Annotated in this window: 19 protein-coding genes and 1 pseudogene; 8 read left to right on the top strand and 12 right to left on the bottom strand. The window is 61.8% G+C overall.

The window, feature by feature from the left end; all coding sequences use genetic code 11:
• Window positions 1-61: 61 nt before the first annotated feature.
• Together HX811_RS13115 and HX811_RS13110 are read right to left on the bottom strand one after the other, a co-directional pair.
• Complete coding sequence (locus tag HX811_RS13115; RefSeq protein WP_003214948.1) at window positions 62-3532, bottom strand: PAS domain-containing hybrid sensor histidine kinase/response regulator; 3471 nt, start codon at window positions 3530-3532, stop codon at window positions 62-64.
• A 120-nt stretch (window positions 3533-3652) separates the two neighbouring features.
• The gene (locus tag HX811_RS13110; protein WP_177046153.1) at window positions 3653-4399 is read right to left on the bottom strand and encodes a 3-oxoacyl-ACP reductase family protein; all 747 of its coding nucleotides are present in this window, start codon (window positions 4397-4399) and stop codon (window positions 3653-3655) included.
• Between the two features lie 114 nt (window positions 4400-4513).
• Between HX811_RS13110 and HX811_RS13105 the strand changes: the two genes are divergently transcribed.
• Window positions 4514-5437: a LysR family transcriptional regulator gene (locus HX811_RS13105; protein WP_008432691.1), complete on the top strand. Its 924-nt coding sequence runs from the start codon at window positions 4514-4516 to the stop codon at window positions 5435-5437.
• Window positions 5438-5555: 118 nt separating this feature from the next.
• Here HX811_RS13105 and HX811_RS13100 read toward each other — a convergent pair whose 3' ends face one another.
• The 3 genes from HX811_RS13100 to HX811_RS13090 form a co-directional block, all read right to left on the bottom strand.
• Window positions 5556-6284, bottom strand: coding sequence for an aspartate/glutamate racemase family protein (locus HX811_RS13100; RefSeq protein WP_003214954.1), 729 nt, complete (start codon window positions 6282-6284; stop codon window positions 5556-5558).
• A gap of 13 nt (window positions 6285-6297) precedes the next feature.
• Window positions 6298-7827, bottom strand: coding sequence for an NCS1 family nucleobase:cation symporter-1 (locus tag HX811_RS13095; protein WP_177046151.1), 1530 nt, complete (start codon window positions 7825-7827; stop codon window positions 6298-6300).
• A gap of 352 nt (window positions 7828-8179) precedes the next feature.
• Entirely contained in the window at window positions 8180-8914 is a 735-nt protein-coding gene (locus HX811_RS13090; RefSeq protein WP_003214958.1) for a phosphoadenylyl-sulfate reductase, read from the bottom strand.
• Window positions 8915-9066: 152 nt separating this feature from the next.
• On the opposite strand from HX811_RS13090, the gene thrH reads away from it, so the two are divergent.
• Entirely contained in the window at window positions 9067-9684 is a 618-nt protein-coding gene (thrH, locus tag HX811_RS13085; RefSeq protein ID WP_010176441.1) for a bifunctional phosphoserine phosphatase/homoserine phosphotransferase ThrH, read from the top strand.
• Between the two features lie 115 nt (window positions 9685-9799).
• Here the strand turns inward: thrH and HX811_RS13080 are convergent, their stop codons facing one another.
• From HX811_RS13080 to HX811_RS13055, 6 genes and pseudogenes are all read right to left on the bottom strand, one after another.
• Window positions 9800-10156: a type II toxin-antitoxin system HigA family antitoxin gene (locus HX811_RS13080; protein WP_087695204.1), complete on the bottom strand. Its 357-nt coding sequence runs from the start codon at window positions 10154-10156 to the stop codon at window positions 9800-9802.
• Window positions 10156-10458, bottom strand: a pseudogene (locus HX811_RS13075) (type II toxin-antitoxin system HigB family toxin). The gene HX811_RS13080 and the pseudogene HX811_RS13075 overlap by 1 nt, the downstream one beginning before the upstream one ends.
• Window positions 10459-10686: 228 nt before the next feature.
• Window positions 10687-12027: an aminodeoxychorismate synthase component I gene (pabB, locus tag HX811_RS13070; protein ID WP_177046147.1), complete on the bottom strand. Its 1341-nt coding sequence runs from the start codon at window positions 12025-12027 to the stop codon at window positions 10687-10689.
• Between the two features lie 5 nt (window positions 12028-12032).
• Entirely contained in the window at window positions 12033-13019 is a 987-nt protein-coding gene (locus tag HX811_RS13065) for an alpha-L-glutamate ligase-like protein (RefSeq protein WP_003214969.1), read from the bottom strand.
• Entirely contained in the window at window positions 13019-14551 is a 1533-nt protein-coding gene (locus HX811_RS13060) for an inactive transglutaminase family protein (protein ID WP_008432680.1), read from the bottom strand. The genes HX811_RS13065 and HX811_RS13060 overlap by 1 nt, the downstream gene beginning before the upstream one ends.
• A 5-nt stretch (window positions 14552-14556) precedes the next feature.
• Window positions 14557-15090 (bottom strand): ATP-dependent zinc protease, encoded by a 534-nt coding sequence (locus HX811_RS13055; protein WP_023659091.1) that lies wholly within the window; start codon window positions 15088-15090, stop codon window positions 14557-14559.
• 272 nt (window positions 15091-15362) lie between these two features.
• Here HX811_RS13055 and HX811_RS13050 point away from each other — a divergent pair, with 272 nt between their 5' ends.
• From HX811_RS13050 to prpD, 6 genes are all read left to right on the top strand, one after another.
• The gene (locus HX811_RS13050; protein WP_008432676.1) at window positions 15363-16076 is read left to right on the top strand and encodes a GntR family transcriptional regulator; all 714 of its coding nucleotides are present in this window, start codon (window positions 15363-15365) and stop codon (window positions 16074-16076) included.
• Entirely contained in the window at window positions 16073-16966 is an 894-nt protein-coding gene (gene prpB, locus HX811_RS13045; RefSeq protein WP_003214976.1) for a methylisocitrate lyase, read from the top strand. The genes HX811_RS13050 and prpB overlap by 4 nt, the downstream gene beginning before the upstream one ends.
• Before the next feature lie 40 nt (window positions 16967-17006).
• Window positions 17007-18134 carry a 2-methylcitrate synthase gene (prpC, locus tag HX811_RS13040; RefSeq protein WP_177046145.1) on the top strand — a complete coding sequence of 376 codons (1128 nt, stop codon included), beginning with the start codon at window positions 17007-17009 and terminating at the stop codon, window positions 18132-18134.
• Window positions 18135-18335: 201 nt separating this feature from the next.
• Window positions 18336-20930: a Fe/S-dependent 2-methylisocitrate dehydratase AcnD gene (gene acnD / locus HX811_RS13035; RefSeq protein ID WP_177036355.1), complete on the top strand. Its 2595-nt coding sequence runs from the start codon at window positions 18336-18338 to the stop codon at window positions 20928-20930.
• Window positions 20931-20972: 42 nt separating this feature from the next.
• Window positions 20973-22163, top strand: coding sequence for a 2-methylaconitate cis-trans isomerase PrpF (prpF, locus tag HX811_RS13030; protein ID WP_177046143.1), 1191 nt, complete (start codon window positions 20973-20975; stop codon window positions 22161-22163).
• Between the two features lie 151 nt (window positions 22164-22314).
• Window positions 22315-23799 carry a 2-methylcitrate dehydratase gene (prpD, locus tag HX811_RS13025; RefSeq protein WP_177046140.1) on the top strand — a complete coding sequence of 495 codons (1485 nt, stop codon included), beginning with the start codon at window positions 22315-22317 and terminating at the stop codon, window positions 23797-23799.
• Between the two features lie 169 nt (window positions 23800-23968).
• Here prpD and HX811_RS13020 read toward each other — a convergent pair whose 3' ends face one another.
• The gene (locus tag HX811_RS13020; protein WP_177023062.1) at window positions 23969-25291 is read right to left on the bottom strand and encodes an AAA-associated domain-containing protein; all 1323 of its coding nucleotides are present in this window, start codon (window positions 25289-25291) and stop codon (window positions 23969-23971) included.
• Between the last annotated feature and the right edge of the window lie 10 nt (window positions 25292-25301).

The following is a 25301-nucleotide window of genomic DNA, read 5'->3' as shown; positions in this document are numbered from 1 at the left end:
CACCTCGTTCCTCCCCATACACCGAGGCGATGCCATCCCAGGCAAGCCAGCTCCCACATGGCTAAAGCGGCAGGTGCCGGCTCAACAAGGCCCGCAACGCCGCCGGCTTTACCGGCTTGGCCAGGTAATCCAACCCTGCCGCATGCACCTGGGCCACCATCTCCGGCCGCCCGTCGGCACTGATCACCACACCCGGAATCGGCTCTGCCAGTTGTGCCCGCAGCCAACCCATCAACTCGGTGCCGGTCTCGCCGTGGTCGAGGTGGTAATCCACCAGGGCCAGTTGCGGCCGCACACCCTCGGCCAGCAACGCGGCACATTGCGCCTGGTCGCGGGCGGTCCAGACTTCACAGCCCCAGCGCGTGAGCAAACTGCGCATGCCGATCAGGATGCTTTCTTCATTATCCACGCACAGCACCTGCGCACCGCTCAACGGCTGGCCGCTTTCCTGCGCCGGCTTGGCAGGCGCGCTGACCTGAGTGCGCGCCAACGGCACACGCACGCTGAACACGCTGCCCTTGCCCGGCCATGAACGCACGCTCAAGCGGTGCCCGAGCACGCGGCACAGGCCATCGGCAATCGCCAGGCCCAGTCCGAGGCCTTTCTCGGCACGGGTCTGGTGACTGTCCAGGCGTTTGAATTCCTCGAAGATGACTTTTTGCTTGTCCTGGGGAATCCCGGGACCACGGTCCCACACTTCCAGGCACAACTCGCCGCGACGGCGCCGCACACCCAATAGCACCGGCCCGTCGGCGTACCGGAATGCGTTGGTGAGGAAATTCTGCAACACCCGCCGCAGCAACTTGATGTCACTGTCCACCCGCAAACGACTGCCCCGCAGACGGAAACGCAAACCCTGCTCCTGAGCCAGCGCCTTGAACTCGGCGCCCAGCGTATCGAACAGTTCATTGAGCACGAAGGGCTGGCGCTGCGGATTGATCTTGCCGTTTTCCAGGCGGGAAATATCCAGCAGGTCGCTGATCAGGTCTTCCGCCGAACGCAACGAACTGTCCAGATGCTGCACCAACTGCCGGGCATCCGGCGACATGCCGTCGTTCTGATGGGAGAGGGCAGCAGAGAACAATCTTGCGGCGTTCAACGGTTGCATCAAGTCGTGACTGACCGCTGCGAGGAACCGGGTTTTCGACTGGCTGGCGGTCTCGGCCACGCCCTTGGCATCGGTCAGCGCGACGTTGAGTTGCGACAGTTCGTGGGTTCGCTCGGTCACCCGCTGTTCCAGGCCTTCATTGGCCTCGGTCAACGCCTGCTCGGCTTCGCGGAACGCGGTGATGTCGGTGAAGCTCATCACAAACCCGCCACCCGGCATCGGGTTGCCGATCAGTTCGATCACCCGGCCATTGGGAAACAGCCGCTCGGAGGTATGCGCACGGCCCTGGCGCATCCAGTGCAGGCGGCGCGCCACGTGCACTTCGGCCTCGCCCGGGCCGCACAGCCCGCGCTCGGCGTTGTAGCGAATGATGTCGGCTATCGGCCGGCCCACACTGATCAGGCCTTCGGGGTAATTGAACAGCTCCAGGTACCGCCGGTTCCACGCCACCAGCCGCAGGGACTGGTCGACCACGCTGATGCCCTGGGTGATGTTTTCGATGGCGCCTTGCAGCAATGCCCGGTTGAACTGCAGCACTTCCGACGCCTCGTCGGCGATGCGTACTACGTCCTCCAGTTGCATTTCCCGGCCTTCAATGGCGGCTTTCACCACTGCGCGGGTCGATGAAGCCCCGAGCACACCGGCCAACAGGCGTTCGGTGTGGGCAATCCAGTCATTGTCGGCGTTCTGGTTGGGGTTAAACCCTTTGCCTTGGCGATAGGCGAAGCGCACAAAACTCTGGTGAGCCCGTTCTTCACCGACAAACCGCGCTGCCAGGCTGAGCAAATCATTGATCTGCACCGAAAGCATTGAGCGGGCGCTGGCTCGCTGGCTGATTTCCTGGCCAATAAAACGCCCGGCCTGCCAATGCTCCGACACCCGCGTGCGGGACAACATCGAGACCCACACAAACAGTGTGAAGTTACCCGCCAGGGAAAATACGGTGCCCAGCGTCAGAGAAGTTACAGACAAGCCCAGCGGGTGCGAATGCAGCCACGTCATGCCCGGGAAAAGGCTGAACGACCAGCCCAGGCTTTTCGCGGTGACCGGCAGGACCAAGGTGTAGAACCACAGGAACGTACCCGCCGCCAATCCGGCAAACACGCCGCGCCGGTTGGCCTGTTTCCAGTACAGCGCACCCAGCATCGCCGGTGCCAGCTGGGTCACGGCGGCGAACGCAATCTGGCCAATGGTTGCAAGGCTGGCGGAGGACCCCAGCAGCCGGTAACTGACGTAAGCCAGCAGCAGGATGATGACAATGCTCACCCGGCGTACCGACAGCATCCAGTGACGGAACACTTCGAACGGCCGCTCGGCGCTGGAGCGGCGCAGCAGCCAGGGCAGCAGCATGTCGTTGGAGACCATGGTCGACAGGGCGATGCTCGCGACGATCACCATGCCCGTGGCCGCCGAGGCGCCGCCGATAAACGCCAGCACGGCGAGCGCCGGGTGGGCTTCGGCCAACGGCAGGCTGATCACGTAGGAATCCGGCAATACCGAGCCCGGCAGCAGCATCTTCCCGCCGAGGGCAATCGGGATCACAAACAGGGCGGCCAGGATCAGATAGGCCGGGAACACCCACTTGGCCAGGCGCAGGTCCTGGGGGTCGATATTTTCCACCACGGTGACATGGAATTGCCGGGGCAGGCAGATGATCGCCATCATCGCGACGCCGGTCTGCACCACCATCGAGGGCCAGTTGACGGTCTCTTTCCAGTATTCCTCCAGCCGTGGCGCGAGCATCGCCTGGCTGAACAAATCGTCGAAACCGTCGTACAGGCCGTAGGTCACAAACGCACCGACGGCGAGAAACGCGAACAGCTTGACCAAGGATTCAAAGGCAATCGCCAGCACCATGCCGCGGTGGTGTTCCGTGGCGTCGAGGTTGCGGGTACCGAACACAATGGTGAACAACGCCAATACCAGCGACACGATCAGCGCCGTGTCCTGGGAGCGGGTGCCCGTGGTGTCGGCGCTGGCGCCGATCAGCAGGTTCACCCCCAGCACGATGCCTTTGAGTTGCAAGGCTATATAAGGCAGGACGCCCACCAGGCAGATCAGCGCTACCACCACCGCGAGGGATTGGGATTTGCCGTAACGGGCGGCGATAAAGTCGGCGATGGAGGTGATGTTTTCCTGCTTGCTGATCAGCACCATCTTCTGCAGGACCCACGGCGCGAGCACCAACAGCAGCACCGGTCCCAGGTAGATCGGTAAAAACGCCCACAACTGTTCGGCTGCCTGGCCTACGGCACCAAAGAATGTCCAACTGGTGCAATACACCGCCAGCGACAGGCTATACACCCAGGCACGCATCCGCGGCGGCAGCGGCGCATGGCGACGGTCACCGTAAAAGGCGATGGCAAACATAATGGCCATATAGGCCAGGGCAACGGCGGCGATCAGCCCGCTGGACAGCGTCATGAGAACTCCAGACATAAGAACGCCCGGGCATTCCCGGCCCGGGCGAACAGTCTCGCATGATGCTTGGCGTTAGTCAGTGTCGACCAAGGTCGGAGCGTGGTGTGATGTCGCAGCGTTGGTTCAGGCGCCGAAACCACCGTCGATGGTCAGGCTGGCGCCGGTGATGTAGCCGGCCTCAGGGCCTGCCAGATAGGCGACGAAACTGGCGATCTCTTCTACATGGCCATAACGGCCCACGGCCATGAAGCCGATCAGGCTTTCGGCGAAATCACCGCTTGCCGGGTTCATGTCGGTGTCCACCGGGCCTGGCTGCACGTTATTGATGGTGATGCCCCGTGGGCCCAGGTCGCGGGCCAGGCCTTTGGTCAGGCCGACCAGCGCCGATTTGCTCATGGCGTACGGGCCGCCACCGGCAAACGGCATGCGATCGGCATTGGTGCTGCCGATGTTGATGATGCGGCCACCTTCGCCCATGTGCCGCGCGGCTTCCTGGGTGGCGACAAATACGCTGCGTACGTTGATGGCGAGGGTGCGGTCGAAGTCTTCCAGCTTGAAATCTTCCAGCGGGCCGACGGCCAGCACGCCTGCGTTGTTGACCAGGATATCCAGGCGCCCGAACGCTTCGACGGTGGCGTTGACGGCGCTGCGGATGGCGTCTGCGTCGGCGCTGTCGGCATGAATCGCCAGGGCTTTGCCGCCTTGGCTGATCAGGCTGTTCTGCAACGCTTCAGCCTTGGCAGCCGAACTGACGTAGGTAAAGGCGACGGCAGCGCCCTGTGCGGCCAGGCGCTTGACGATGGCGGCGCCGATACCGCGGGAACCGCCCTGGATCAAGGCGACTTTGCCGCTGAGGTTTTGTGTGGTCATGTCGTTCTCCAAAAGGTGTGTTGAGGTTGGAGTCGAGTATCGACCTCACCCGGCGCGCCCGGTAGACCGTGATTGCTATAGTCTGTGTAAACCAAAAGTTTAGAGTGGGGCGATATGGAAAGCTTTGGCAGTATCGAATGCTTCGTGCGCAGCGCCGAAGGCGGCAGTTTTGCCGAGGCTGCCCGGCATCTGAGCCTGACCCCGGCGGCCGTGGGCAAAAGTGTGGCCAAGCTGGAGGCGCGCCTGGGTGTAAGGCTGTTCCAGCGCAGTACCCGGCGCCTGACGCTGACTGAGGCCGGCAAGCTCTTCCTCGAAGAAGTCAGCGGCAGCCTCACCACCATTCAAAACGCCGTGGCTAACCTGGCCAGTGCCGAAGGGCGGCCAGTGGGCACGCTGAAAGTGAGCATGGGCACGGTGTTCGGCAACCGTTATGTGGTGCCGTTGCTGGGGGAGTTTCTAAAGCGCTTTCCTGATATCAACCCCGACTGGCATTTTGATAACCGCCAGGTGGACCTGATCGGCCAGGGTTTCGATGCCGCGATCGGCGGTGGTTTTGAGCTGCCCCAGGGCGTGGTCGCGCGCAAGCTGGCGCCGGCGCACCGGATCCTGCTGGCCTCACCGGAATACCTCGCCAAACGCAAGCCGGTGGTCGTGCCCGAGGACTTGTCTGTGTGCAACGGCATCCTGATCCGCTCACCGCAAACCGGGCGCGTGCGTTCGTGGCAACTCACCCACCGCACGCGCGAACAACGCCCGCTGGTGCTCAAGCCGCGCATGACCATGAGCGACTCGGGCGCTGCCTGCTGCGCCAGCGCCCAGGGCTTGGGGATTGCGCTGGTCAGCATGCCGATGGCGGTGCCGTATCTGGACAGCGGCCAACTGGTGCGAGTGCTGCCCGACTGGTACGTCGACGACGGCAACATCTCGCTGTACTACGCCGAACACAAGCTGCTGCCCGGCAAGACCCGGGCGTTTGTGGATTTCATCCTGGAGCAGTTTGTCGAACGCGAGTTGGGGCGGCGGTTCAGCGCCATTTGATCCTTGTGGGGATCAAAGTGTGGGAGCGGGCTTGCTCGCGAAGGCGGTGTGACAGTCACCACATGCATCGACTGATCCACCGCTTTCGCGAGCAAGCCCGCTCCCACATTTTGGATCTTCAATGTCCGAACTTTCCGGGCCAGCCGATCACTTTCTTCGGCCTCGGCGTCGCATACGTGCGGATCTTCGAGGTCGACAGTCCCAACCGCACCAGGCCTTCGGCAATCGTGACAGCCGAGGTCACACCGTCCACCACCGGCACACCCGTGCGGTAGCGAATCTGCTCATCCAGCCCGGCCATGCCGCCGCAGCCCAGGCAGATCACTTCGGCCTTGTCTTCGCTGATCGCCAATTCAGCCTGGCGCACGATGGCCTCCATGGCCCGCAGCGGGTCTTCCTCCAGTTCCAATACCGCCATGCCGCTGGCCCGTACCGACGCGCACCGCTGATATAAGCCGGCCAGTTTCAGCCGGTCCTCGATCAGCGGCACGGTGCGGTCCAGAGTCGTCACCACGGAGTAGGCATGTCCGAGGAACATCGCGGTGCTGGCGGCCGCTTCGGTGATGTCCACCACCGGCACGTTGAGCAACTCCTGCAAGCCTTCGCGGCCATGTTCGCCGTAGCCGGCCTGGATTACCGCATCGAACGGCTGGTCGTAAGCCATCACCCGGTCCATCACCGCGATGGCCGCCAGGTAGCTTTCGAAATTGCCTTCCACCGATTCGGCACCGAAAAACGGAGTCAGGCCGACGATCTCGGTGCCGGGGGACGCCACCGCCCGTGCCTGTTTGGCGATGGCCTCGGTGATGGACTCGGTGGTGTTGACGTTGACCACAAGGATGCGCATGGAATGTCCTTACTTAATGACTGACGTTATCGACTGCAATGCTTTCGCCGCTCACATCGGCGTAGTACGGCTGGCGCTTGGCGAACAGCAGGTACAGCAGCCCTGCAATACCGGCGCCAATCAGCCAGGAGAAGGGCGAGACGAGGGCGAAACCGGGCAGCAGGGCCAGGAGAATGGCGATCACCGCGGCAGGAATGAAGGCCGCCACGGCGCGCAAATTGATCCCGCGGCTGTAGTAATAAGCGCCATTCGGGTCTTCGCTATACAGCTGCGGCACGTCCACCTGGCTTTTGCGGATCAACCAGTAGTCGACCATGATCACCCCGTACAACGGCCCCAGCAGTGCGCCCAGCCCCGAGAGGAAATACACGATCACCAGCGGGCTGTTGTAGAGGTTCCACGGCAGGATCAACACCGCCACGGTGGCGCTGATCAGCCCGGCGCGGCGGAAGTTCAGGTACTTGGGCGCCAGGTTGCTCAGCACAAAGGCCGGCGCGACGAAGTTGGCCATGATATTCACCGCCACGGTCACAATCAGGAACGCCAGGCAGCCCAGCACCAGGAAGAACGTATTCGGAATCGCCGCAATGATTTCCGTGGGGCTCTCGATCACCCGGCCATTGAGGTGGAACTGCCCGCCGCACAGCAGCACGGTGATGGCCGCGAACACCAGGATATTCACCGGCAGGCCCCAGAAGTTGCCGACCTTGATGGTCTTGCGGCACGGCGAGGAGCGGGCGAAGTCGCAGAAATTCAGGATCAGCGTGCCGTAGATCGCCAGCCACAGCGCGCCGCCGGCAAAGATATTGCGCCACATCTCACCACCGGTCAGCGGCTCGCGAATGGCCCAGGCAATGTGGCCGTCCGCCTGGAAATACATCCAGCCGGCCAGGGACGCTACTGTCAGCAGAATCACCGGCCCGGCGAAGGCTTCATAGCGGCGCACCATCTCCATCCCATAGGCGAGGATGGCGAGCTGCACAAACCAGATCGCCACAAAACACGCCCAGCCCAGGGTGGACAGGCCGAGGATCGAGTTGTGGTCGTAGTCGGCAAAGCCCGGATGAACCGCCGTCAACAGCACGCGGAAAACCACCGAGGCCAGGTAGGTCTGTATCCCGAACCAGGCAATCGCGATCACCGCACGAATCAGTGCCGGAATCTGCGCACCATGGATGCCAAAACTGATGCGGCTGATCACTGGAAACGGTACGCCGGTCTTCTGCCCCATATAGCCCGACAGGTTCATGAAGAAGTACACCAGCGCCGCGCCGATCCCCAGGGACAGCAGAATCTGCCAGCCACCCAGGCCCAGCGCATACAGGCCGATGGCGAAGGAGTAGTTGGCGATGTTGTGCACATCGTTGGTCCACAAGGCAAAGATGCTGTAGCGGCCCCAGCGCCGGCCTTCGGCCTTGGTAGGCGCCAGGTCCTTGTTGTGCAGGCGCGGGCTGAGGACCAACGGGCCGGGGCTCGTGGCCTCGGGGGTCAGGGTGGAGGAGGGCAGATCCAGTGCGATGTTATTGGAGAGACTTGTACGCATTCCGGCAGGCTCCTGGACATCAGCAGGAGAGCGGCTGATGTCAAAGTGTATGTATCTTTTTTATTAATTGTATACAAAGTGTGTTTTGCCTTAAGCCACATACGTGCCAGATTTTCGCCGGATGAAATACACGGCGATTTGGTTTTTAGCGTGATTGGAAATAACCGGCTGAATTTAAAGCGATATAAATTGACCGTTTGAACAGCTATTTATTTTGTAGCGCAGAGAGGGGCGGGGATTTAAGTAGAGGTGTGACGAGGGAGGATGTAACTTTTCGGTGCAGGATTTTATAAGTGCACACAAAAATGGCACCGATGGTGACATTTCTGTGTACAGGATTCTGGCTCAGGCGTTACGCCTTGCTGATGATGTTCCCGGCGTGCAACCCGCATTCTTTCTGGGTTGCTTCTTCCCACCACCAACGGCCTTCGCGTTCGTGCTGGTTCGGCAGTACCGGACGGGTGCACGGCTCACAGCCGATGCTGATAAAACCGCGCTCGTGCAGGCTGTTGTACGGCAACTCCAGCATGCGGATGTAACCCCATACTTCCTCACTGGTCATCTGCGCCAGCGGGTTGAACTTGTACAGGGTGCGTTCCGGGGTGGAAAAAGCCGTATCGATTTCCAGCGCGGCCACCTGGCTGCGGGTGCCGGGGCTCTGGTCGCGGCGCTGGCCGGTGGCCCAGGCGCTCACACCGGACAGCTTGCGGCGCAGCGGTTCGATCTTGCGCACGCCACAGCACTCGCCATGGCCGTCCTTGTAGAAACTGAACAGGCCCTTTTCCTTGACGAAGGGTTCCAGCTTGCTCTGGTCCGGCGAGATCAGTTCGATGTCGATCTTGTAGAACTCACGCACCTGCTCGATAAACCGGTAGGTCTCCGGGTGCAGGCGACCGGTGTCGAGGCTGAACACCTTGACGTTCTTGTTCAGCTTCCAGGCCATGTCTACCAGCACCACGTCCTCGGCACCGCTGAAAGAGATCCACAGGTCGTCGCCAAACTGGCTGAAGGCCAGCTTGAGAATGTCCTGGGCGGATTTGTTGGCGTAAGTCGCGGCGAGTTCAGCGACGTCGAAGGCTTGGTTCATCAGGACGGTTCCTACAGGTCAGTGGCGCTGAGCGCTCTATAGGGGGGCGATGGTAACAAAATCCCGCCTGCGTTGCGGCGGCCAGCGTGAATCGCTAGAGTTCGGCAGTCCTTTTGCTCGCTCAACTCAATAACTTTAAATGGGAGTGTCTTGTGGAAATTGCCTGTCTCGACCTGGAAGGGGTGCTGGTTCCGGAAATCTGGATCGCCTTCGCCGAAAAAACCGGTATTGAATCCTTGCGGGCCACCACCCGGGACATCCCCGACTACGACGTGCTGATGAAACAGCGCCTGCGCATTCTTGATGAGCATGGGCTGAAGCTCTCCGACATCCAGGAAGTGATCGCCACCCTCAAGCCGCTGGACGGCGCCATCGAGTTCGTCAATTGGCTGCGCGAGCGCTTCCAGGTGGTGATCCTGTCTGACACCTTCTATGAGTTCTCCCAGCCGCTGATGCGCCAACTGGGTTTCCCGACCTTGCTGTGCCACCGGTTGATCACCGACGAAAATGACCGGGTGGTGAGCTACCAGCTGCGTCAGAAAGATCCCAAGCGTCAGTCGGTGCTGGCCTTCAAGACCCTGTACTACCGCGTGATTGCCGCCGGTGATTCCTACAACGACACCACCATGCTGGGTGAGGCCGACCGTGGGATTCTGTTCCACGCGCCGGAGAACGTGATTCGCGAGTTCCCGCAGTTCCCGGCGGTGCATACGTTTGAGGATTTGAAGAAAGAGTTCATCAAGGCGTCGAATCGGCAGTTGAGCCTGTAAGTTATTTGGCGTGGCTGACGCCTCATCGCAGGCAAGCCAGCTCCCACATGTTGACCGCGCTCCCATGTGGGAGCCGGGCTTGCCCGCGATGGGGCCGGTATGGCCACTGCACTGCCTAGACCCCTGCCAGCAAACTCTCATAAGGAATGCGCAAGCCTTCATGCAGGCGTTTGATCATCGACAAGCTCAGCTTGCGCTTATGATTCAACACTTCGGAAACCCGCCCGCTCGGACCTATGAAAGGCTCCAGGTCACGGGCGGTCAGGCCTAGTTGCTCCATTCGAAATTTAATCGCTTCTACGGGATCCGAAGGCGGCATTGGGAAATGCTCCGCTTCGTACTTTTCGATAAGTATCGCGAGAATTTCCAGCTCGTCACCCTCGGGCGAGCCGATTTCCGCTTCCCAGAGCTGTTCGACGCGCGCGAGCGCAGCGGTCAGGTCTTCCTGGGAATGAATGGGTTTGATATTCATCACACGGTCTCCGCATTGATCTGATTGTATTGCGCGTGGGTCCCCACGAAGCGAATGAACGCAAGCTGTCGCTGATAATTGATCGCCATGATCACTCGATACTTGTTGCCGCCTATGTTGAACATAACCCTGCCCCCTTTGAAAATGCTCGCTGTCCTTAGCTCTGCCTTGAGGGCCTGAGGGGTTGGGTAAACAGCTTTTTCCATATGGCGCTACAGCTCGACCAGCGGCGTTTTGGCATCCATGCAACCAGGGTGGTTTTCCCAGAATATTCGTAGGGCAGACAGAGCGATTATCCGCATCGCTGCGACCTCCCAATTTGGGAGATGATAGGTGCGGTTGAGGGCAGATGCAATCTCGGAAATCTTTCCTGACAAGTAGGCAGTCGTTTCATGTGATCCTTCACAGACGGCTGGTGGACGGTCGAAACCGGACGCTATCCTCCGGCTTCGACCCCGTCTACTTCGGTACTGATTCAGGTCTTTTCCGCTGCGTGGCTCTACGTCAGCGAGCCAGGAAGGGGCTGGGTGCTACAGGCTTTCCAAGGTTTGTAACAACACCCGCACCTTGGTCATCGACTCCTGATACTCCGCCTGCCACTCCGAGTCCGCGACAATCCCGCCGCCGCCCCAGCAGCACACCTGACCATCCTTGACCAACAGGCTGCGAATGGCGATGGAGCTGTCCATCTCGCCGCGCACGTCCAGATACACCAGCGAACCGCAATACAACCCGCGCCGGGTCGGCTCCAGCTCGTCGATGATCTGCATCGCGCGAATCTTCGGTGCGCCGGTGATGGAGCCGCCGGGGAAGCTGCCGGCGATCAGGTCGAGGGCGTCTTTATCGTCCGCCAGCTCACCGGTGACGCTGCTCACCAGATGATGCACGTTGGGATAGCTTTCCAGGCTGAACAACTCCGGCACTTTCACCGAGCCGGTACGGCAGGTGCGGCCCAGGTCGTTGCGCAGCAGGTCGACGATCATCAGGTTTTCGGCACGATCCTTGGGGCTGGCCAGCAATTCAGCGGCGTTGGCTGCATCCTCCTCGGGCGTCGCCCCCCTTGGCCGGGTGCCCTTGATCGGGCGGGTTTCCACCTGGCGTTGGCTGATTTTGACGAAGCGCTCCGGCGACAAGCTCAACACTGCGCCGTCGTCCGGCAGGCTCTGGAACCCGGAAAACGGCGTCGGGCAGGCTTCGCGCAAGGCGCAGTAGGCCACCCACGGATCGCCACTGCACGGGGCACGGAAACGTTGGGCAAAGTTGACCTGGTAGCAGTCACCCGCCTGGATGTAATCCTGGATGCGGGCGAGTGCATGTTTGTAGGTGTCGGCTGTCACGTCCGGAGCCATTGGGCCTTGCAGCTTGAAGGTGGCCGATGCGCTGATGGTCGGCTGACCGAACAAGGTAATCAGGCGTTGCCGTTCGCTTTCCTCCAGTTTGGGGTGGAACACCAGTTGGCTGGTCTGCGCCTGGTGATCGCTGATCAAGGCCCAGGCGTACAGGCCAAAGCGTGCATCCGGCAGGTGCAGGTCGTTCACCGCCAGGTGCGGCAGGTGCTCAAGATGACGACCGAAGTCGTAGCTCAGGTAGCCGATGAGGCCGCCGGCAAACGGCAGTTCGTAGGGCGCGGGGATCGTGGCTTCACCCAGCAACGTCAGGTTTTCCCGCAGGCGCTGCAGGAAATCACTGCCGCTTTCGTCGGGCAGTACCGCCAGGGTCGTCTCGGGCCAGGCGCTCAGCAGGTCATAACGGCCGCGCTCGGCCGCCGGTCGGCCACTGTCCAGCAGCACCGCGCCGGGCGCATGGCGGATTGCTGCAAAGTATTCTGCAGGGTTGGCCCGGTAGGGCAGCGGGTGTACGGAGCAGGTCACTGGGTTTATCCCTCGACCGCCGGAATATGCCCAAACATTTCCTGCACAAACTTAACCCGTTCCTCCGGTGTTTCCGTTACGCCCGCCGCCTTCAGCTCTTCCAATCGAGCCTCCACGGCATGGGTGCGCAAGGTCAGGCCGCAGTCGTTGGCAATCTGAATGTTCAGCCCCGGGCGAGCGTTAAGTTCCAGGATCAACGGACCCTTTTCCTGGTCCAGCACCATATCCACGCCGATATAGCCCAGGCCGCACAGCTCGTAGCAGCCGGCGGCGAGCTTCATGAAACCGTCCCAGTTGGGCAGTTGCACGCCGTCCACCGCATTGGTGGTGTCGGGGTGCTTGGTGATGATGTTGTTCAGCCAGGTGCCGCGCAGGGTCAGGCCGGTGGCGAGATCGACACCCACGCCAATCGCGCCCTGGTGCAGGTTGGCCTTGCCGCCGGACTGGCGGGTGGGCAAGCGCAGCATGGCCATCACCGGGTAGCCCATCAGCACGATGATGCGGATGTCCGGTACGCCTTCGTAGCTGATGCTTTTGAAGATCTGGTCGGGCACCACCCGGTATTCGATCAGCGCGCGGTCACGGTGGCCGCCGAGGGAATACAGGCCGGTGAGGATGCTGGAAATCTGATGCTCGATTTCTTCATGGCTGATGATCTTGCCGGAGACCGTTCGATAGCGCCCTTCAAAACGGTCGGCGATCACCAGGATACCGTCACCACCGGCGCCCTGGGCCGGCTTGATCACGAAGTCGCTGCGCCCGCCGATGATCTCGTCGAGCTTGTCGATTTCCTTCTCGGTGGAAATGACCCCGTACATTTCCGGCACGTGGATGCCGGCGGCCATGGCCCGTTCCTTGGTGATGATCTTGTCATCGACGATCGGATACAGGCTGCGCTTGTTGTACTTGAGCACGTAGTCGGCATTTCGCCGGTTGATGCCCATGATCCCCCGCGCTTCCAGGGCCTTCCAGGTCTTCCAGAAGCCGAACATTACGAGTCAGCCTTGAGGAAGGCCTTGAAACGCACCAGTTCGGTCAGGCGGTAGCCGCGATAACGACCCATGGCCAGCATGAAGCCCACCAGGATCAACAGGATCGCCGGGAAGGTGAACACGAAGTAGATCAGTTCCGGCACGCTCATGATGATGTGCGCCAGGGACGCGGCGAACAGCGTGCCGATCGCGACTTTCATCGCATGGCCGCCACCGCGTTCTTCCCAGGTGATCGACAGGCGTTCGATGGTCATGGTCAGGATCACCATCGGGAACAGTGCCACCGACAACCCGCGCTCCAGGCCGAGCTTGTGGCTGAACAGACTGATGGCGGCGATCAGCACCACCACGAAGGTCAGCACCACCGAGAGCCTCGGCAGCATCTGCAGCTTCAAGTGTTCCAGGTAAGACCGAAGCGACAGCCCCAGCGCCGTAATAATGGTGAACAGCACAATCCCGAAGCCCAGCTGTGTCTCTCGGAACGCCAGGGCAATCAGCACCGGGGTAAACGTGCCAAGGGTCTGCAGGCCGATCAGGTTGCGCAGGATCAGGATCACCAGCACGCCAATCGGGATCATCACCATGATCATGAAGGTCTGCTGGGTTTGCAGCGGCAGGCCGTACAGCGAGTACTCGAGGAAGTTGGCGTCGGTGTTTTCGTCCGTCAGCTTGGCCAGGCGAATCGCGTTCATTTCGCTGTTGTTGAGGCTGAAGGTCACCATGGCCTTCTTGCCGCCGTCGACGGTGATCAGGTTTTCATCACCGGTCCACCACAGCAGGCGGTCGGCCGGCAGCCCTTGCTCGCCGGTGTCGGGGTTGAAGTACAGCCAGTCGTTGCCATTGAAACTGCGCAGCCAGAGTTCCGGGGTTTGCGGCTGGTCGGCCACCAGGCGGATGGTGTGGACCTTTTCCACCGGCACATGGGCGATGGACAGCAGCAACTCGACGATCTTGGCCTTGTGCGGCGTCGACGGGTCGCCCGCCAGCAGCAGCTTCACGTTGTCGTCGTTGAGGTTGTTGGTGCGCTTGATGGCTTCGCTGATAAAGGTCTCGACGTCGGCCGAGTGCTGGCGGATCGGCGCCAGCAGGGCTTCGGCGGCGATTTTTTCCGGGCCTTCGACGGCGATGCTGTCGCGGAAGGTCGGGCCCTTGACCTTGATCTTTTCACCGCTGTAACGCTTGGTCAGCACCAGGCGGTAGTAGAGGGTCTGGTTGCCCTTGGCCCGGCGTGCCGACCAGGTGACCTTGCGGTTGCCGTCGAGGCGATTGACGCTGACGCCGTAGTTATTCGAGATAAAGCTTTCATTCAGGCTGACGAAGTCGCGGCTCAGGGGCGGCACGAACATCTGGATTTTCACCGGGTCCTTGGCGCTGGCGACGAACTCGACCTTGGCGTCGATGTTCCACAGGTCGTCGGTGGCGTCCTCGGTGACGGGAATCCCCAGCACGAAAATCTGATAGGCGGTGACCGAAATGCCCAAGACCACCAAAACGGCGATCAGGATTTTCAGGTGCAGATTAAGAGAGCGCATTCAAATTACTCAGCGGTATGAGCGTCGGAGGCGCAGGCAGGTTTGCCCGCCGCGTATTTAAGACTGGGGTCGACCAGCGCATCAAAGCGTTTCAGCGCTTCGGAGCCGATCAGCAGCGGGTATTGGAAGGCGCTGCGGTCAGTCAAGTTCACTTCGATACTGCGTAAAGCGGTGCCCATGCAGATGTCCAGGGCGATGACTGGACGGGCGGTGTAGTTCTTGTCTTCATCGGGGTCGTAGTCACCGGCGCGGCGCTTGATCTTGCTCACGCGGGCCAGGGGACGCTCGATGGGGTGGGAGTGTGCGGTGTCGATGGCCAGGTAGAAGCGCACCCAGGACTCGCCGTTGCGCTTGAAGCGCTTGATGTCGCGGGCGCTCAAGGACGCGGTCTTGGCCCCGGTGTCGAGCTTGGCGGCCACTTCCAGGTCAATGCCGGCCAACTTGGCGTATTCATTGAGTCCATAAACGGTCTTCTCGGCAGCAACGCCAAGGCCCGGGATAAACAGTAGAAGCAAAAGGGGGAAGGGCTTGAGTCTCATAAATCCTGACGCGGTGCAGTGCGATGTTCAATTCAAGGCGACTGGCATTGCTGCGCAAGCTCCCTCGTGCGCCTTTTCATCCAGGGATGTGAGGCAAAAGTGGCCGGCATTCTAACATGAAGGTTTTCTGGCGCCAGCGCTGGCAGCCGGCCATGCCCCGATAGAGTGCAAGGCGGGTTATTAGACGATTGTCGACAATGTGTATTTATTCTTTGACTATCCGGGGCTGATTGGCTAGTTTTTGCGGCATTGCTTTTAAAGGTGTCGACAATATGCTGGATCAGCTGGAAACCCCAGTGATGGCCCAAGACGATTCCCAGACCATGTCCGAGAACGTCTTCCGGCGTATCCAGGCCGCCATCGTCAAGGGCGAAATCGCCCCCGGCAGCAAGATCTCCGAGCCGGAACTGGCGCGCACCTATGGCATCAGCCGTGGCCCGCTGCGCGAGGCGATCCACCGCCTGGAAGGCCAGCGCCTGCTGGTGCGCATCCCCCATGTGGGCGCGCGGGTGGTCTCGTTGAGCCATGAAGAACTGATTGAACTCTACGAAATCCGCGAATCCCTGGAAGGCATGGCCTGCCGCCTGGCCGCCGAGCGCATGACCGACGCCGAGATCGAAGAGCTGCGCCAGGTGTTGCACACCCACGAGCGCGATGCGGCCTTCCAGGCCGGTGTCGGCTACTACCAGCAGGAAGGCGACTTCGATTTTCATTACCGGATAATTCAAGGCGCCGGTAACCGCACCCTGACCCAAATGTTGTGCGGCGAGCTGTATCAGTTGGTGCGCATGTACCGCATCCAGTTCTCCGCCACCCCCAATCGTCCACGCCAGGCCTTTGCCGAGCATCACCGCATTCTTGACGCGATTGCCGATCGCGACGGTGAACTGGCCGAGTTGTTGATGCGCCGGCATATCGGTGCCTCCAAACGCAACATTGCCCGTCACTTCCCGGACGGCGCTCCCCAATCACGAGGTGAGTCATGAGTTCCAATAACAACACCACTCCAGGCCAGCGTTTCCGTGACGCGGTTGCCAGCGAGCACCCGTTGCAGGTAGTCGGCGCGATCAACGCCAACCACGCGCTGCTGGCCAAGCGCGCCGGCTTCAAGGCGATCTACCTGTCGGGTGGCGGGGTGGCTGCCGGCTCCCTCGGTGTGCCGGACCTGGGCATCACCGGCCTGGATGACGTGCTGACGGACGTGCGCCGCATCACCGACGTGTGCGACCTGCCGCTGCTGGTGGACGTGGACACCGGTTTCGGCTCCTCCGCGTTCAACGTGGCGCGCACCGTCAAGTCGATGATCAAGTTCGGCGCGGCGGCGATCCATATCGAAGACCAGGTGGGCGCCAAGCGTTGCGGCCATCGCCCGAACAAAGAAATCGTGTCCCAGCAGGAAATGGTCGACCGCATCAAGGCTGCGGTGGATGCGCGTACCGATGACAGCTTCGTGATCATGGCCCGCACCGACGCACTGGCCGTGGAAGGTTTGGAATCCGCCCTGGAACGTGCGGCCGCCTGCATCGAGGCCGGTGCCGACATGGTGTTCCCGGAAGCCATCACTGAGCTTGAGATGTACAAGCTGTTCGCCTCCCGGGTGAAAGCGCCGATCCTGGCCAACATCACCGAATTCGGTGCGACACCTCTCTATACCGTCGATCAACTGAAATCTGCGGATGTTTCCATCGTCCTGTACCCGCTCTCGGCCTTCCGCGCCATGAACAAGGCGGCCGAGAACGTCTACACCGCGATCCGTCGCGACGGCACCCAGCAGAACGTGATCGACACCATGCAAACCCGCATGGAGCTTTATGATCGCATCGACTACCACACCTTCGAGCAGAAGCTCGACGCGCTGTTCGCCGCCAAGAAGTAACGCGAGCGCCTCACTAATAACTACAAGATTGGAGATAACCATGGCCGAAGCAAAAGTACTCAGTGGAGCTGGCCTGCGTGGCCAGGTTGCCGGGCAAACCGCACTGTCCACCGTGGGCCAGGCCGGTGCCGGCTTGACCTATCGCGGCTACGACGTGCGCGAACTCGCCGCCGATGCCCAGTTTGAAGAAGTCGCCTACCTGCTGCTCCACGGCGAACTGCCGACCAAAGCCGAACTGGCCGCCTACACCGCCAAGCTCGGCAAACTGCGCGACCTGCCCCAGGCGCTGAAAGAAGTGCTGGAACGCATCCCCGCCGACGCGCACCCGATGGACGTGATGCGCACCGGTTGCTCGTTCCTGGGCAACATCGAGCCGGAGAAAGACTTCTCCGTGCAGCGCGACGTGACCGACCGCCTGCTGGCCGCGTTCCCGGCGATCATGTGCTACTGGTACCGCTTCAGCCACGACGGCCAGCGCATCAACTGCGTGACCGACGAGCCGAGCATCGGCGGGCACTTCCTGCACCTGCTGCACGACAAGAAGCCCAGCGACTTGCACGTCAAGGTGATGAACGTGTCGCTGATTCTCTACGCCGAGCACGAATTCAACGCCTCGACCTTCACCGCCCGCGTGTGTGCGTCGACCCTGTCGGACCTGTATTCCTGCGTCACCGCCGCCATCGGCTCCCTGCGTGGCCCGTTGCACGGTGGTGCCAACGAAGCGGCGATGGAGATGATCGAGCGTTTCTCTTCCGCCCAGGAAGCGGTGGAAGGCACCCTCGGCATGCTGGCGCGCAAGGACAAGATCATGGGCTTTGGCCACGCGATCTATAAAGACAGCGACCCGCGTAATGAAGTGATCAAGGCCTGGTCGAAAAAACTCGCCGACGAAGTGGGCGACACCGTGCTGTTCCCGGTTTCCGAAGCCATCGACAAGACCATGTGGGAGCAGAAGAAACTGTTCCCCAACGCCGACTTCTACCATGCCTCGGCGTACCACTTCATGGGCATCCCGACGAAGCTGTTCACCCCGATTTTCGTCTGCTCGCGGCTGACAGGATGGGCAGCTCACGTGTTCGAGCAGCGAGCCAACAACCGCATCATCCGTCCGAGCGCCGAGTACATCGGCGCCCCGCAGCGCAAGTTCGTGCCAATCGAACGTCGCTGAGTGGAGAAACCGCTGATCTCGGGGTGAAAACGGATTAAAAAGGTGGGAGCGGGCTTGCTCGCGAAGGCGGTGTGACAGTCGCCATGTGTGTTGCATGACACACCGCTTTCGCGAGCAAGCCCGCTCCCACATTTTGATCGCATTCCACCTTGGATCAGCACCGGTTCTTCCTTTTGCAACTACCGTGACCGAGTCCTGACGATGAACACTGAACACCGCAAAGCGCTCCCCGGCAGCCGCCTTGATTTCTTTGACGCCCGCGCGGCAGTCGATGCAATCACCCCCGGCGCCTACGCCACACTGCCGTACACCTCTCGCGTACTCGCGGAAAACCTGGTGCGTCGCTGCGACCCCGCAACCCTCAATGCCTCCTTGAGCCAACTGATCGAACGCAAGCGCGACCTCGATTTCCCATGGTTCCCGGCCCGCGTTGTATGCCACGACATCCTCGGCCAGACCGCCCTGGTGGACCTTGCCGGCCTGCGCGACGCCATCGCCCTGCAAGGCGGTGACCCGGCCCAGGTCAACCCGGTGGTGCCGACCCAACTGATCGTCGACCACTCCCTGGCCGTCGAAGCCGGTGGTTCTGACCCGCAGGCGTTCGAGAAAAACCGCGCCATCGAAGACCGTCGCAACGAAGACCGTTTCCACTTTATCGAATGGACCAAAAAGGCCTTCAAGAACGTCGACGTGATCCCGCCGGGCAACGGCATCATGCACCAGATCAACCTGGAGAAAATGTCTCCGGTGATCCAGGTACGTGACGGCGTGGCCTTCCCGGATACCTGCGTCGGCACCGACAGCCACACGCCTCACGTTGATGCCTTGGGCGTGATCGCCATCGGCGTTGGCGGCCTTGAAGCAGAGAGCGTGATGCTCGGCCGCGCCTCGTGGATGCGCCTGCCGGAAAGTGTTGGCGTGGAGCTGACGGGCAAGCTGCAACCGGGCATCACCGCCACCGACATGGTGCTGGCGCTGACCGAGTTCCTGCGCAAGCAGAAGGTCGTCGGTGCGTGGCTGGAGTTCTTCGGTGAAGGTGCTTCGGCGCTGACTCTGGGCGACCGCGCCACCATCTCCAACATGGCCCCGGAATATGGCGCCACCGCCGCGATGTTTTACATCGACCAACAGACCATCGCCTACCTGAAACTCACCGGTCGTGAAGACGAGCAAGTCACCCTGGTGGAGCAGTACGCTCGCCACACCGGCCTGTGGGCGGACGACCTCAAGGGCGCGCAATACGAGCGTGGCCTGAGCTTCGATTTGTCCTCGGTGGTGCGCAACATGGCCGGCCCGAGCAACCCCCACGCCCGCGTCGCCACCAGCGACCTGGCGGCCAAGGGCATCTCCGGCCAGTGGGATGACGTGCCGGGGCAAATGCCCGACGGCGCGGTGATCATCGCCGCCATCACCAGTTGCACCAACACCAGCAACCCGCGCAATGTGATTGCCGCCGGCCTGCTGGCACGCAATGCCAACAAGCTCGGCCTGGCCCGCAAGCCGTGGGTCAAGTCGTCCCTGGCACCGGGTTCGAAAACCGTGGCGATGTACCTCGACGAAGCCGGGCTGACCACCGAGCTGGAGCAACTCGGTTTTGGTGTCGTGGCGTTCGCCTGCACCACCTGCAACGGCATGTCCGGCGCACTCGACCCGGTGATCCAGCAAGAGATCATCGACCGCGACCTGTACGCCACCGCCGTGCTTTCGGGTAACCGCAACTTCGACGGCCGTATCCACCCGTACGCCAAGCAAGCGTTCCTCGCGTCGCCGCCGCTGGTGGTGGCCTATGCGATTGCCGGCACCATCCGTTTCGACATCGAAAAAGACGTGCTGGGCCTGGACGCCAATGGCAAGGAAATCCGCCTCAAGGACATCTGGCCGAGCGACGAAGAAATCGACGCGGTGGTCAAGGCGTCGGTCAAGCCGGAGCAGTTTCGCCAGGTGTACATCCCGATGTTCGCGATCCACGAAGACACCGGCCCGAAGGTCACGCCGCTGTACGACTGGCGCCCGCAGAGCACCTACATCCGTCGCCCGCCGTACTGGGAAGGTGCCCTGGCCGGTGCACGTCCGCTCAAGGGCATGCGCCCGCTGGCGGTGCTGCCGGACAACATCACCACCGATCACCTGTCGCCGTCCAACGCGATCATGCCGGGCAGCGCCGCCGGCGAATACCTGGCGAAAATGGGCCTGCCGGAAGTCGACTTCAACTCTTACGCGACCCATCGTGGCGACCACTTGACCGCGCAGCGCGCCACCTTCGCCAACCCGAAACTGTTCAATGAAATGGTGGTTGAAGACGGCAAGGTCAAGCAGGGTTCGCTGGCGCGCCTGGAGCCGGAAGGCAAGGTCACGCGCATGTGGGAAGCCATCGAAACCTACATGGAGCGCAAGCAGCCGCTGATCATCATTGCCGGCGCCGACTACGGCCAGGGTTCGTCCCGGGACTGGGCGGCCAAGGGCGTACGCCTGGCCGGTGTTGAAGCGATTGCCGCCGAAGGTTTCGAGCGCATCCACCGCACCAACCTGGTGGGCATGGGCGTGCTGCCGCTGGAGTTCCTGCCGGGCACCGACCGCAAGACCCTGAAGATCGACGGCACTGAAACCTACGACGTGATCGGCGAACGCACCCCGCGTGCGCAACTGACGTTGCTGATCAACCGCAAGAACGGCGAGCGTGTCGAGGTGCCGGTGACCTGCCGCCTGGACACGGCTGAAGAAGTGTCGATCTACGAGGCGGGCGGCGTGTTGCAACGTTTTGCCCAGGACTTCCTGGAATCGGCTGTAACTGCCTGATAACTGCGGCCGGGGTCAACGCCCCGGCCCATGAGGACCACCATGGCACACGTACCGCAGATCAAGATTCCCGCCACCTACATGCGTGGCGGCACCAGTAAAGGCGTGTTTTTCAGCCTCAAGGATTTGCCCGAGTCGGCCCAGGTGCCGGGCGCGGCGCGGGATGCGCTGTTGTTGCGGGTGATCGGCAGCCCCGACCCGTATGACAAGCAGATCGACGGCATGGGCGGCGCGACTTCCAGCACCAGCAAAACCGTGATCCTGGCCAAAAGCACCCGAGCCGATCACGACGTGGATTACCTGTTCGGCCAGGTGTCCATCGACAAACCGTTCGTGGACTGGAGTGGCAACTGCGGCAACCTGTCGGCGGCGGTGGGTTCGTTCGCCATCAGCGCCGGCCTGGTAGATGCCGCGCGCATTCCGCACAACGGCGTGGCTGTGGTGCGGGTGTGGCAGGCGAATATCGCCAAGACCATCATCGCTCACGTACCGATCACCGACGGTGCGGTGCAGGAAACCGGCGACTTCGAACTCGACGGCGTGACCTTCCCGGCCGCCGAGGTGCAGTTGGAATTCATGGACCCGGCGGCGGAAGAAGAGGGCGGCGGTGGCTCGATGTTCCCTACCGGCAACCTGGTGGATGACCTGGAAGTGCCGGGTGTCGGCACGTTCAAGGCGACGCTGATCAATGCCGGGATTCCCACCATCTTCATCAACGCCCAGGACCTGGGTTACACCGGCACCGAGTTGCAGGGCGCGATCAATGGCGACCCCAAGGCCCTGGCGATGTTTGAAACCATCCGCGCCCATGGTGCGCTGCGCATGGGCTTGATCAAGCACCTGGACGAGGCGGCCCAGCGTCAGCACACGCCGAAGGTGGCGTTTGTGGCGCGGCCTGCGGATTACGTGGCGTCCAGCGGCAAGGCGATCAAGGCGGGTGATGTCGACCTGCTGGTGCGGGCGCTGTCCATGGGCAAGTTGCACCACGCGATGATGGGCACGGCGGCGGTGGCGATTGGCACGGCGGCGGCGATTTCCGGCACGCTGGTGAATTTGGCGGCGGGCGGCGTGGAGCGCAATGCAGTGCGGTTCGGGCATCCGTCCGGGACGCTGCGGGTAGGCGCCGAGGCCAGCCAGGTCAACGGTGAATGGGTCGTGAAAAAAGCCATCATGAGCCGCAGTGCGCGGGTGTTGATGGAAGGGTTCGTGCGCGTACCCGGCGATGCTTTCTAACCTTGCGCCGTGCGGGACGCGGAGCGTCCAAGGCGGCATTCCCACGCAGAGCGTGGGAACGATCACAGGCAGGCACCAAGACCTGCCTTTTATAAAACTTCAACCCTGACCCTGAGGATGGACCATACCTAACCCACTTTGGAGTACTGCCATGAGCGCCAACGTCGACCAGAACAACCGCCCCGACTACGACCAGGTCCTGCAGGACATCGCCGATTACGTCCTGGACTTCAGGATCGAATCCCGCGACGCCCTGGACACCGCCCGCAACTGCCTGATGGACACCCTCGGTTGCGGCCTGCTGGCCCTGCGTTTCCCGGAGTGCACCAAGCACCTGGGGCCGATCGTCGAAGGCACGGTGGTGCCGTTCGGCGCACGGGTGCCGGGCACCTCGTTCCGCCTGGACCCGGTCAAGGCCGCATGGGACATCGGCTGCATCGTGCGCTGGCTCGACTACAACGACACCTGGCTTGCCGCCGAATGGGGTCACCCTTCCGATAACCTCGGTGGCATCCTCGCGGTCGCCGACCATCTCTCGCAAAAACGCGTGGCCAACGGCGACGCACCGCTGACCGTGCGGGCAGTGCTTGAGGCGATGATCATGGCCCACGAAATCCAGGGTGTGATTGCCCTGGAAAATTCCTTCAACCGTGTCGGCCTTGACCACGTGCTGCTGGTGAAAGTCGCCTCCACCGCCGTCACCGCCAAGCTGATGGGCGCCAACCGTGAGCAACTGCTGTCGGCCCTGTCCCAGGCGTTTGTCGATGGCCAGGCATTGCGTACTTATCGTCATGCGCCGAACGCCGGTTCGCGCAAGTCGTGGGCGGCGGGGGATGCGTCGAGTCGCGGGGTGCGCCTGGCGGATATCGCCATGCGCGGCGAGATGGGCATTCCCGGTGTGTTGAGCGCGCCGCAGTGGGGCTTCTATGACGTGCTGTTCAGCCACACCAACAAGGACCTGGCGCTCAAGCCTGAAGACAAGCGCGCCTTCAGCCTGTCGCAGCCCTATGGCACGTATGTGATGGAGAACGTACTGTTCAAGATCAGCTTCCCCGCCGAGTTCCACGCACAAACCGCCTGCGAGGCAGCAGTCACCCTGCACCCACAGGTGAAGCACCGCCTGCATGAGATCGACAGGATTGTCATCACCACCCACGAGTCGGCGATCCGGATCATCTCCAAGGTCGGGCAGTTGGCCAACGCGGCGGACCGCGATCATTGCCTGCAGTACATGACCGCCGTACCGCTGGCGTTTGGCAACCTGGTGGCCGAGCAATACGAAGATGAATTCCACGCGGCCCATCCGATCATCGATGAGCTGCGGGAGAAGATGGTGATTGTCGAGGAGCCGCGCTACAGCCGCGAATACCTGGAGGCCGACAAGCGCTCCATCGCCAATGCGGTGCAGGTGTTCTTCAAGGATGGTTCCAGCACCGAACAGGTGGCCGTGGAATACCCGATTGGCCACCGTCGCCGTCGGGTGGATGGCATTCCGTTGCTGGAAGACAAGTTCAAGGCCAACCTGGCGACCCGGTTTACCGCGCAGCGCAGTGCCGAGATTTTTGCGCTGTGCAAGGATCAGGCACGGCTTGAGGCCACTGCGGTAAACCGGTTTGTGGACCTGTTCGTCATCTAAAAATGATCGTTACTGATCGTTCCCGCGCTCTGCGTGGGAATGCATCCTGTGACGCTCCGCGTCACCATTGCGCAGGACTCAAGCCTTGCGCCAGCAGTGGAACGCGGAGCGTCCCTGGCGGCATTCCCACGCAGAGCGTGGGAACGATCAATGTGTCGATATCACGCCGTCACATGCTGCCTTCCACATCATCCAGGCTGAACGTCTCGGTATGGTCGTCATAGGAGAAAATCTCCGCATACCGCCCCCAGGCCACCACGCTTTCCAGGGTTTTCTCCACAAAGGCTTCCGTCATCGAGTCTTCCAGCTCCTGCTCGAAGCGCACCCGTGGCGCCCGGTGGCCGCTGCGCTCAAGCAACACCTGGTGAATGCGCGCGGCCAATGGCACGTGGCGGATCAAGTGTTCGGCGAACAGGGTTTTACGCTCCTGGGTGCCGTAGTCGGCGAACAGTTTGCCGGCATCGGTCAGGGTGATATCGGCACCCTTGAGTTCGGCGAAGCCCAGATGCTCAAGCATCTCCGCCACCGGGAACAGATCGTCGACTTCCAGCAAACGCCGTTCAGCCACGGTCGGCAGGCCGGCGTGGCCATTGTAGGGCTCGGCGGCCAGGGTTTCGATCAGGCCAGCCATCAGGTTGGTGGAGACTTCCGGCAACAGGCTGCCCATTTTCAGCTCAGGCAAACCTCTGCTCGCGTCGGCGCTGCGGCGGTCGGTCATCAGGGCGTAGATGTCGTCGACCATTTGCCGGAAGGTCGGGTCCAGGCGGTTGCGCGGGTGTGCAAACGGCACCTTGATCTCGGCCACCACCCGGCCAGGGTTGGACGACAGCACCAGGATGCGGTCGCACATCAGCACCGCTTCTTCGATGTTGTGGGTCACGATCAGGATCGACTTGATCGGCAGCTGCTTGCCGCTCCACAGATCCAGCAGGTCGGTGCGCAGGGTTTCGGCGGTGAGTACGTCCAGCGCCGAGAACGGTTCGTCCATCAGCAGCAGGGTCGGGTTCACCACCAGCCCGCGGGCGAAACCCACGCGTTGGCGCATGCCGCCGGACAGTTCGCGCGGGTAGGCGTTTTCAAAACCGTCCAGGCCGATCAGGTCGATGGCCGCAAGGGCGCGCCTGCGGGATTCCTTGCGCTCGACCTGCAAGGCTTGCAGGCCGGCCTCGACGTTTTCCAGCACGGTCAGCCACGGGAACAGAGCGAAGGTCTGGAACACCATGGCCACGCCTTCGGCCGGGCCGTTGAGCGGCGCGCCGTTGTAGCGCACTTCGCCCGACGACGGCTGAATCAGCCCGGCGATGATGCGCAGCAAGGTCGACTTGCCCGAGCCGGACCGGCCGAGCATGCCGACAATCTCGCCTTCGTGCAGGCTCAAGTTCACGCCGCTGAGGACTTGCAGCTCGTCTTTACCTTTGCCGAACACCCGGTTCACGTTTTTCAACGAGTAGATTTCCGGAGTGTCGGCGGCATGCTCGGTATAGGTAGTCATCACAGCGAGT

Source organism: Pseudomonas sp. F8002 (assembly GCF_013385495.1).
Taxonomy (GTDB): domain Bacteria; phylum Pseudomonadota; class Gammaproteobacteria; order Pseudomonadales; family Pseudomonadaceae; genus Aquipseudomonas.
Note: the sequence above shows the minus strand (reverse complement) of the source record. Positions and strands in the feature narration are given on the sequence as shown.

Coding starts and splice junctions, on each gene's coding strand:
- HX811_RS13115 (WP_003214948.1), bottom strand. CDS start 3,532: ATGACGCTGTCCAGCGGGCTGATCGCCGCCGTTGCCCTGGCCTATATG.
- HX811_RS13110 (WP_177046153.1), bottom strand. CDS start 4,399: ATGACCACACAAAACCTCAGCGGCAAAGTCGCCTTGATCCAGGGCGGT.
- HX811_RS13105 (WP_008432691.1), top strand. CDS start 4,514: ATGGAAAGCTTTGGCAGTATCGAATGCTTCGTGCGCAGCGCCGAAGGC.
- HX811_RS13100 (WP_003214954.1), bottom strand. CDS start 6,284: ATGCGCATCCTTGTGGTCAACGTCAACACCACCGAGTCCATCACCGAG.
- HX811_RS13095 (WP_177046151.1), bottom strand. CDS start 7,827: ATGCGTACAAGTCTCTCCAATAACATCGCACTGGATCTGCCCTCCTCC.
- HX811_RS13090 (WP_003214958.1), bottom strand. CDS start 8,914: ATGAACCAAGCCTTCGACGTCGCTGAACTCGCCGCGACTTACGCCAAC.
- HX811_RS13080 (WP_087695204.1), bottom strand. CDS start 10,156: ATGAATATCAAACCCATTCATTCCCAGGAAGACCTGACCGCTGCGCTC.
- HX811_RS13065 (WP_003214969.1), bottom strand. CDS start 13,019: ATGTTCGGCTTCTGGAAGACCTGGAAGGCCCTGGAAGCGCGGGGGATC.
- HX811_RS13060 (WP_008432680.1), bottom strand. CDS start 14,551: ATGCGCTCTCTTAATCTGCACCTGAAAATCCTGATCGCCGTTTTGGTG.
- HX811_RS13055 (WP_023659091.1), bottom strand. CDS start 15,090: ATGAGACTCAAGCCCTTCCCCCTTTTGCTTCTACTGTTTATCCCGGGC.
- HX811_RS13050 (WP_008432676.1), top strand. CDS start 15,363: ATGCTGGATCAGCTGGAAACCCCAGTGATGGCCCAAGACGATTCCCAG.
- prpB (WP_003214976.1), top strand. CDS start 16,073: ATGAGTTCCAATAACAACACCACTCCAGGCCAGCGTTTCCGTGACGCG.
- prpC (WP_177046145.1), top strand. CDS start 17,007: ATGGCCGAAGCAAAAGTACTCAGTGGAGCTGGCCTGCGTGGCCAGGTT.
- acnD (WP_177036355.1), top strand. CDS start 18,336: ATGAACACTGAACACCGCAAAGCGCTCCCCGGCAGCCGCCTTGATTTC.
- prpF (WP_177046143.1), top strand. CDS start 20,973: ATGGCACACGTACCGCAGATCAAGATTCCCGCCACCTACATGCGTGGC.
- prpD (WP_177046140.1), top strand. CDS start 22,315: ATGAGCGCCAACGTCGACCAGAACAACCGCCCCGACTACGACCAGGTC.
- HX811_RS13020 (WP_177023062.1), bottom strand. CDS start 25,291: ATGACTACCTATACCGAGCATGCCGCCGACACTCCGGAAATCTACTCG.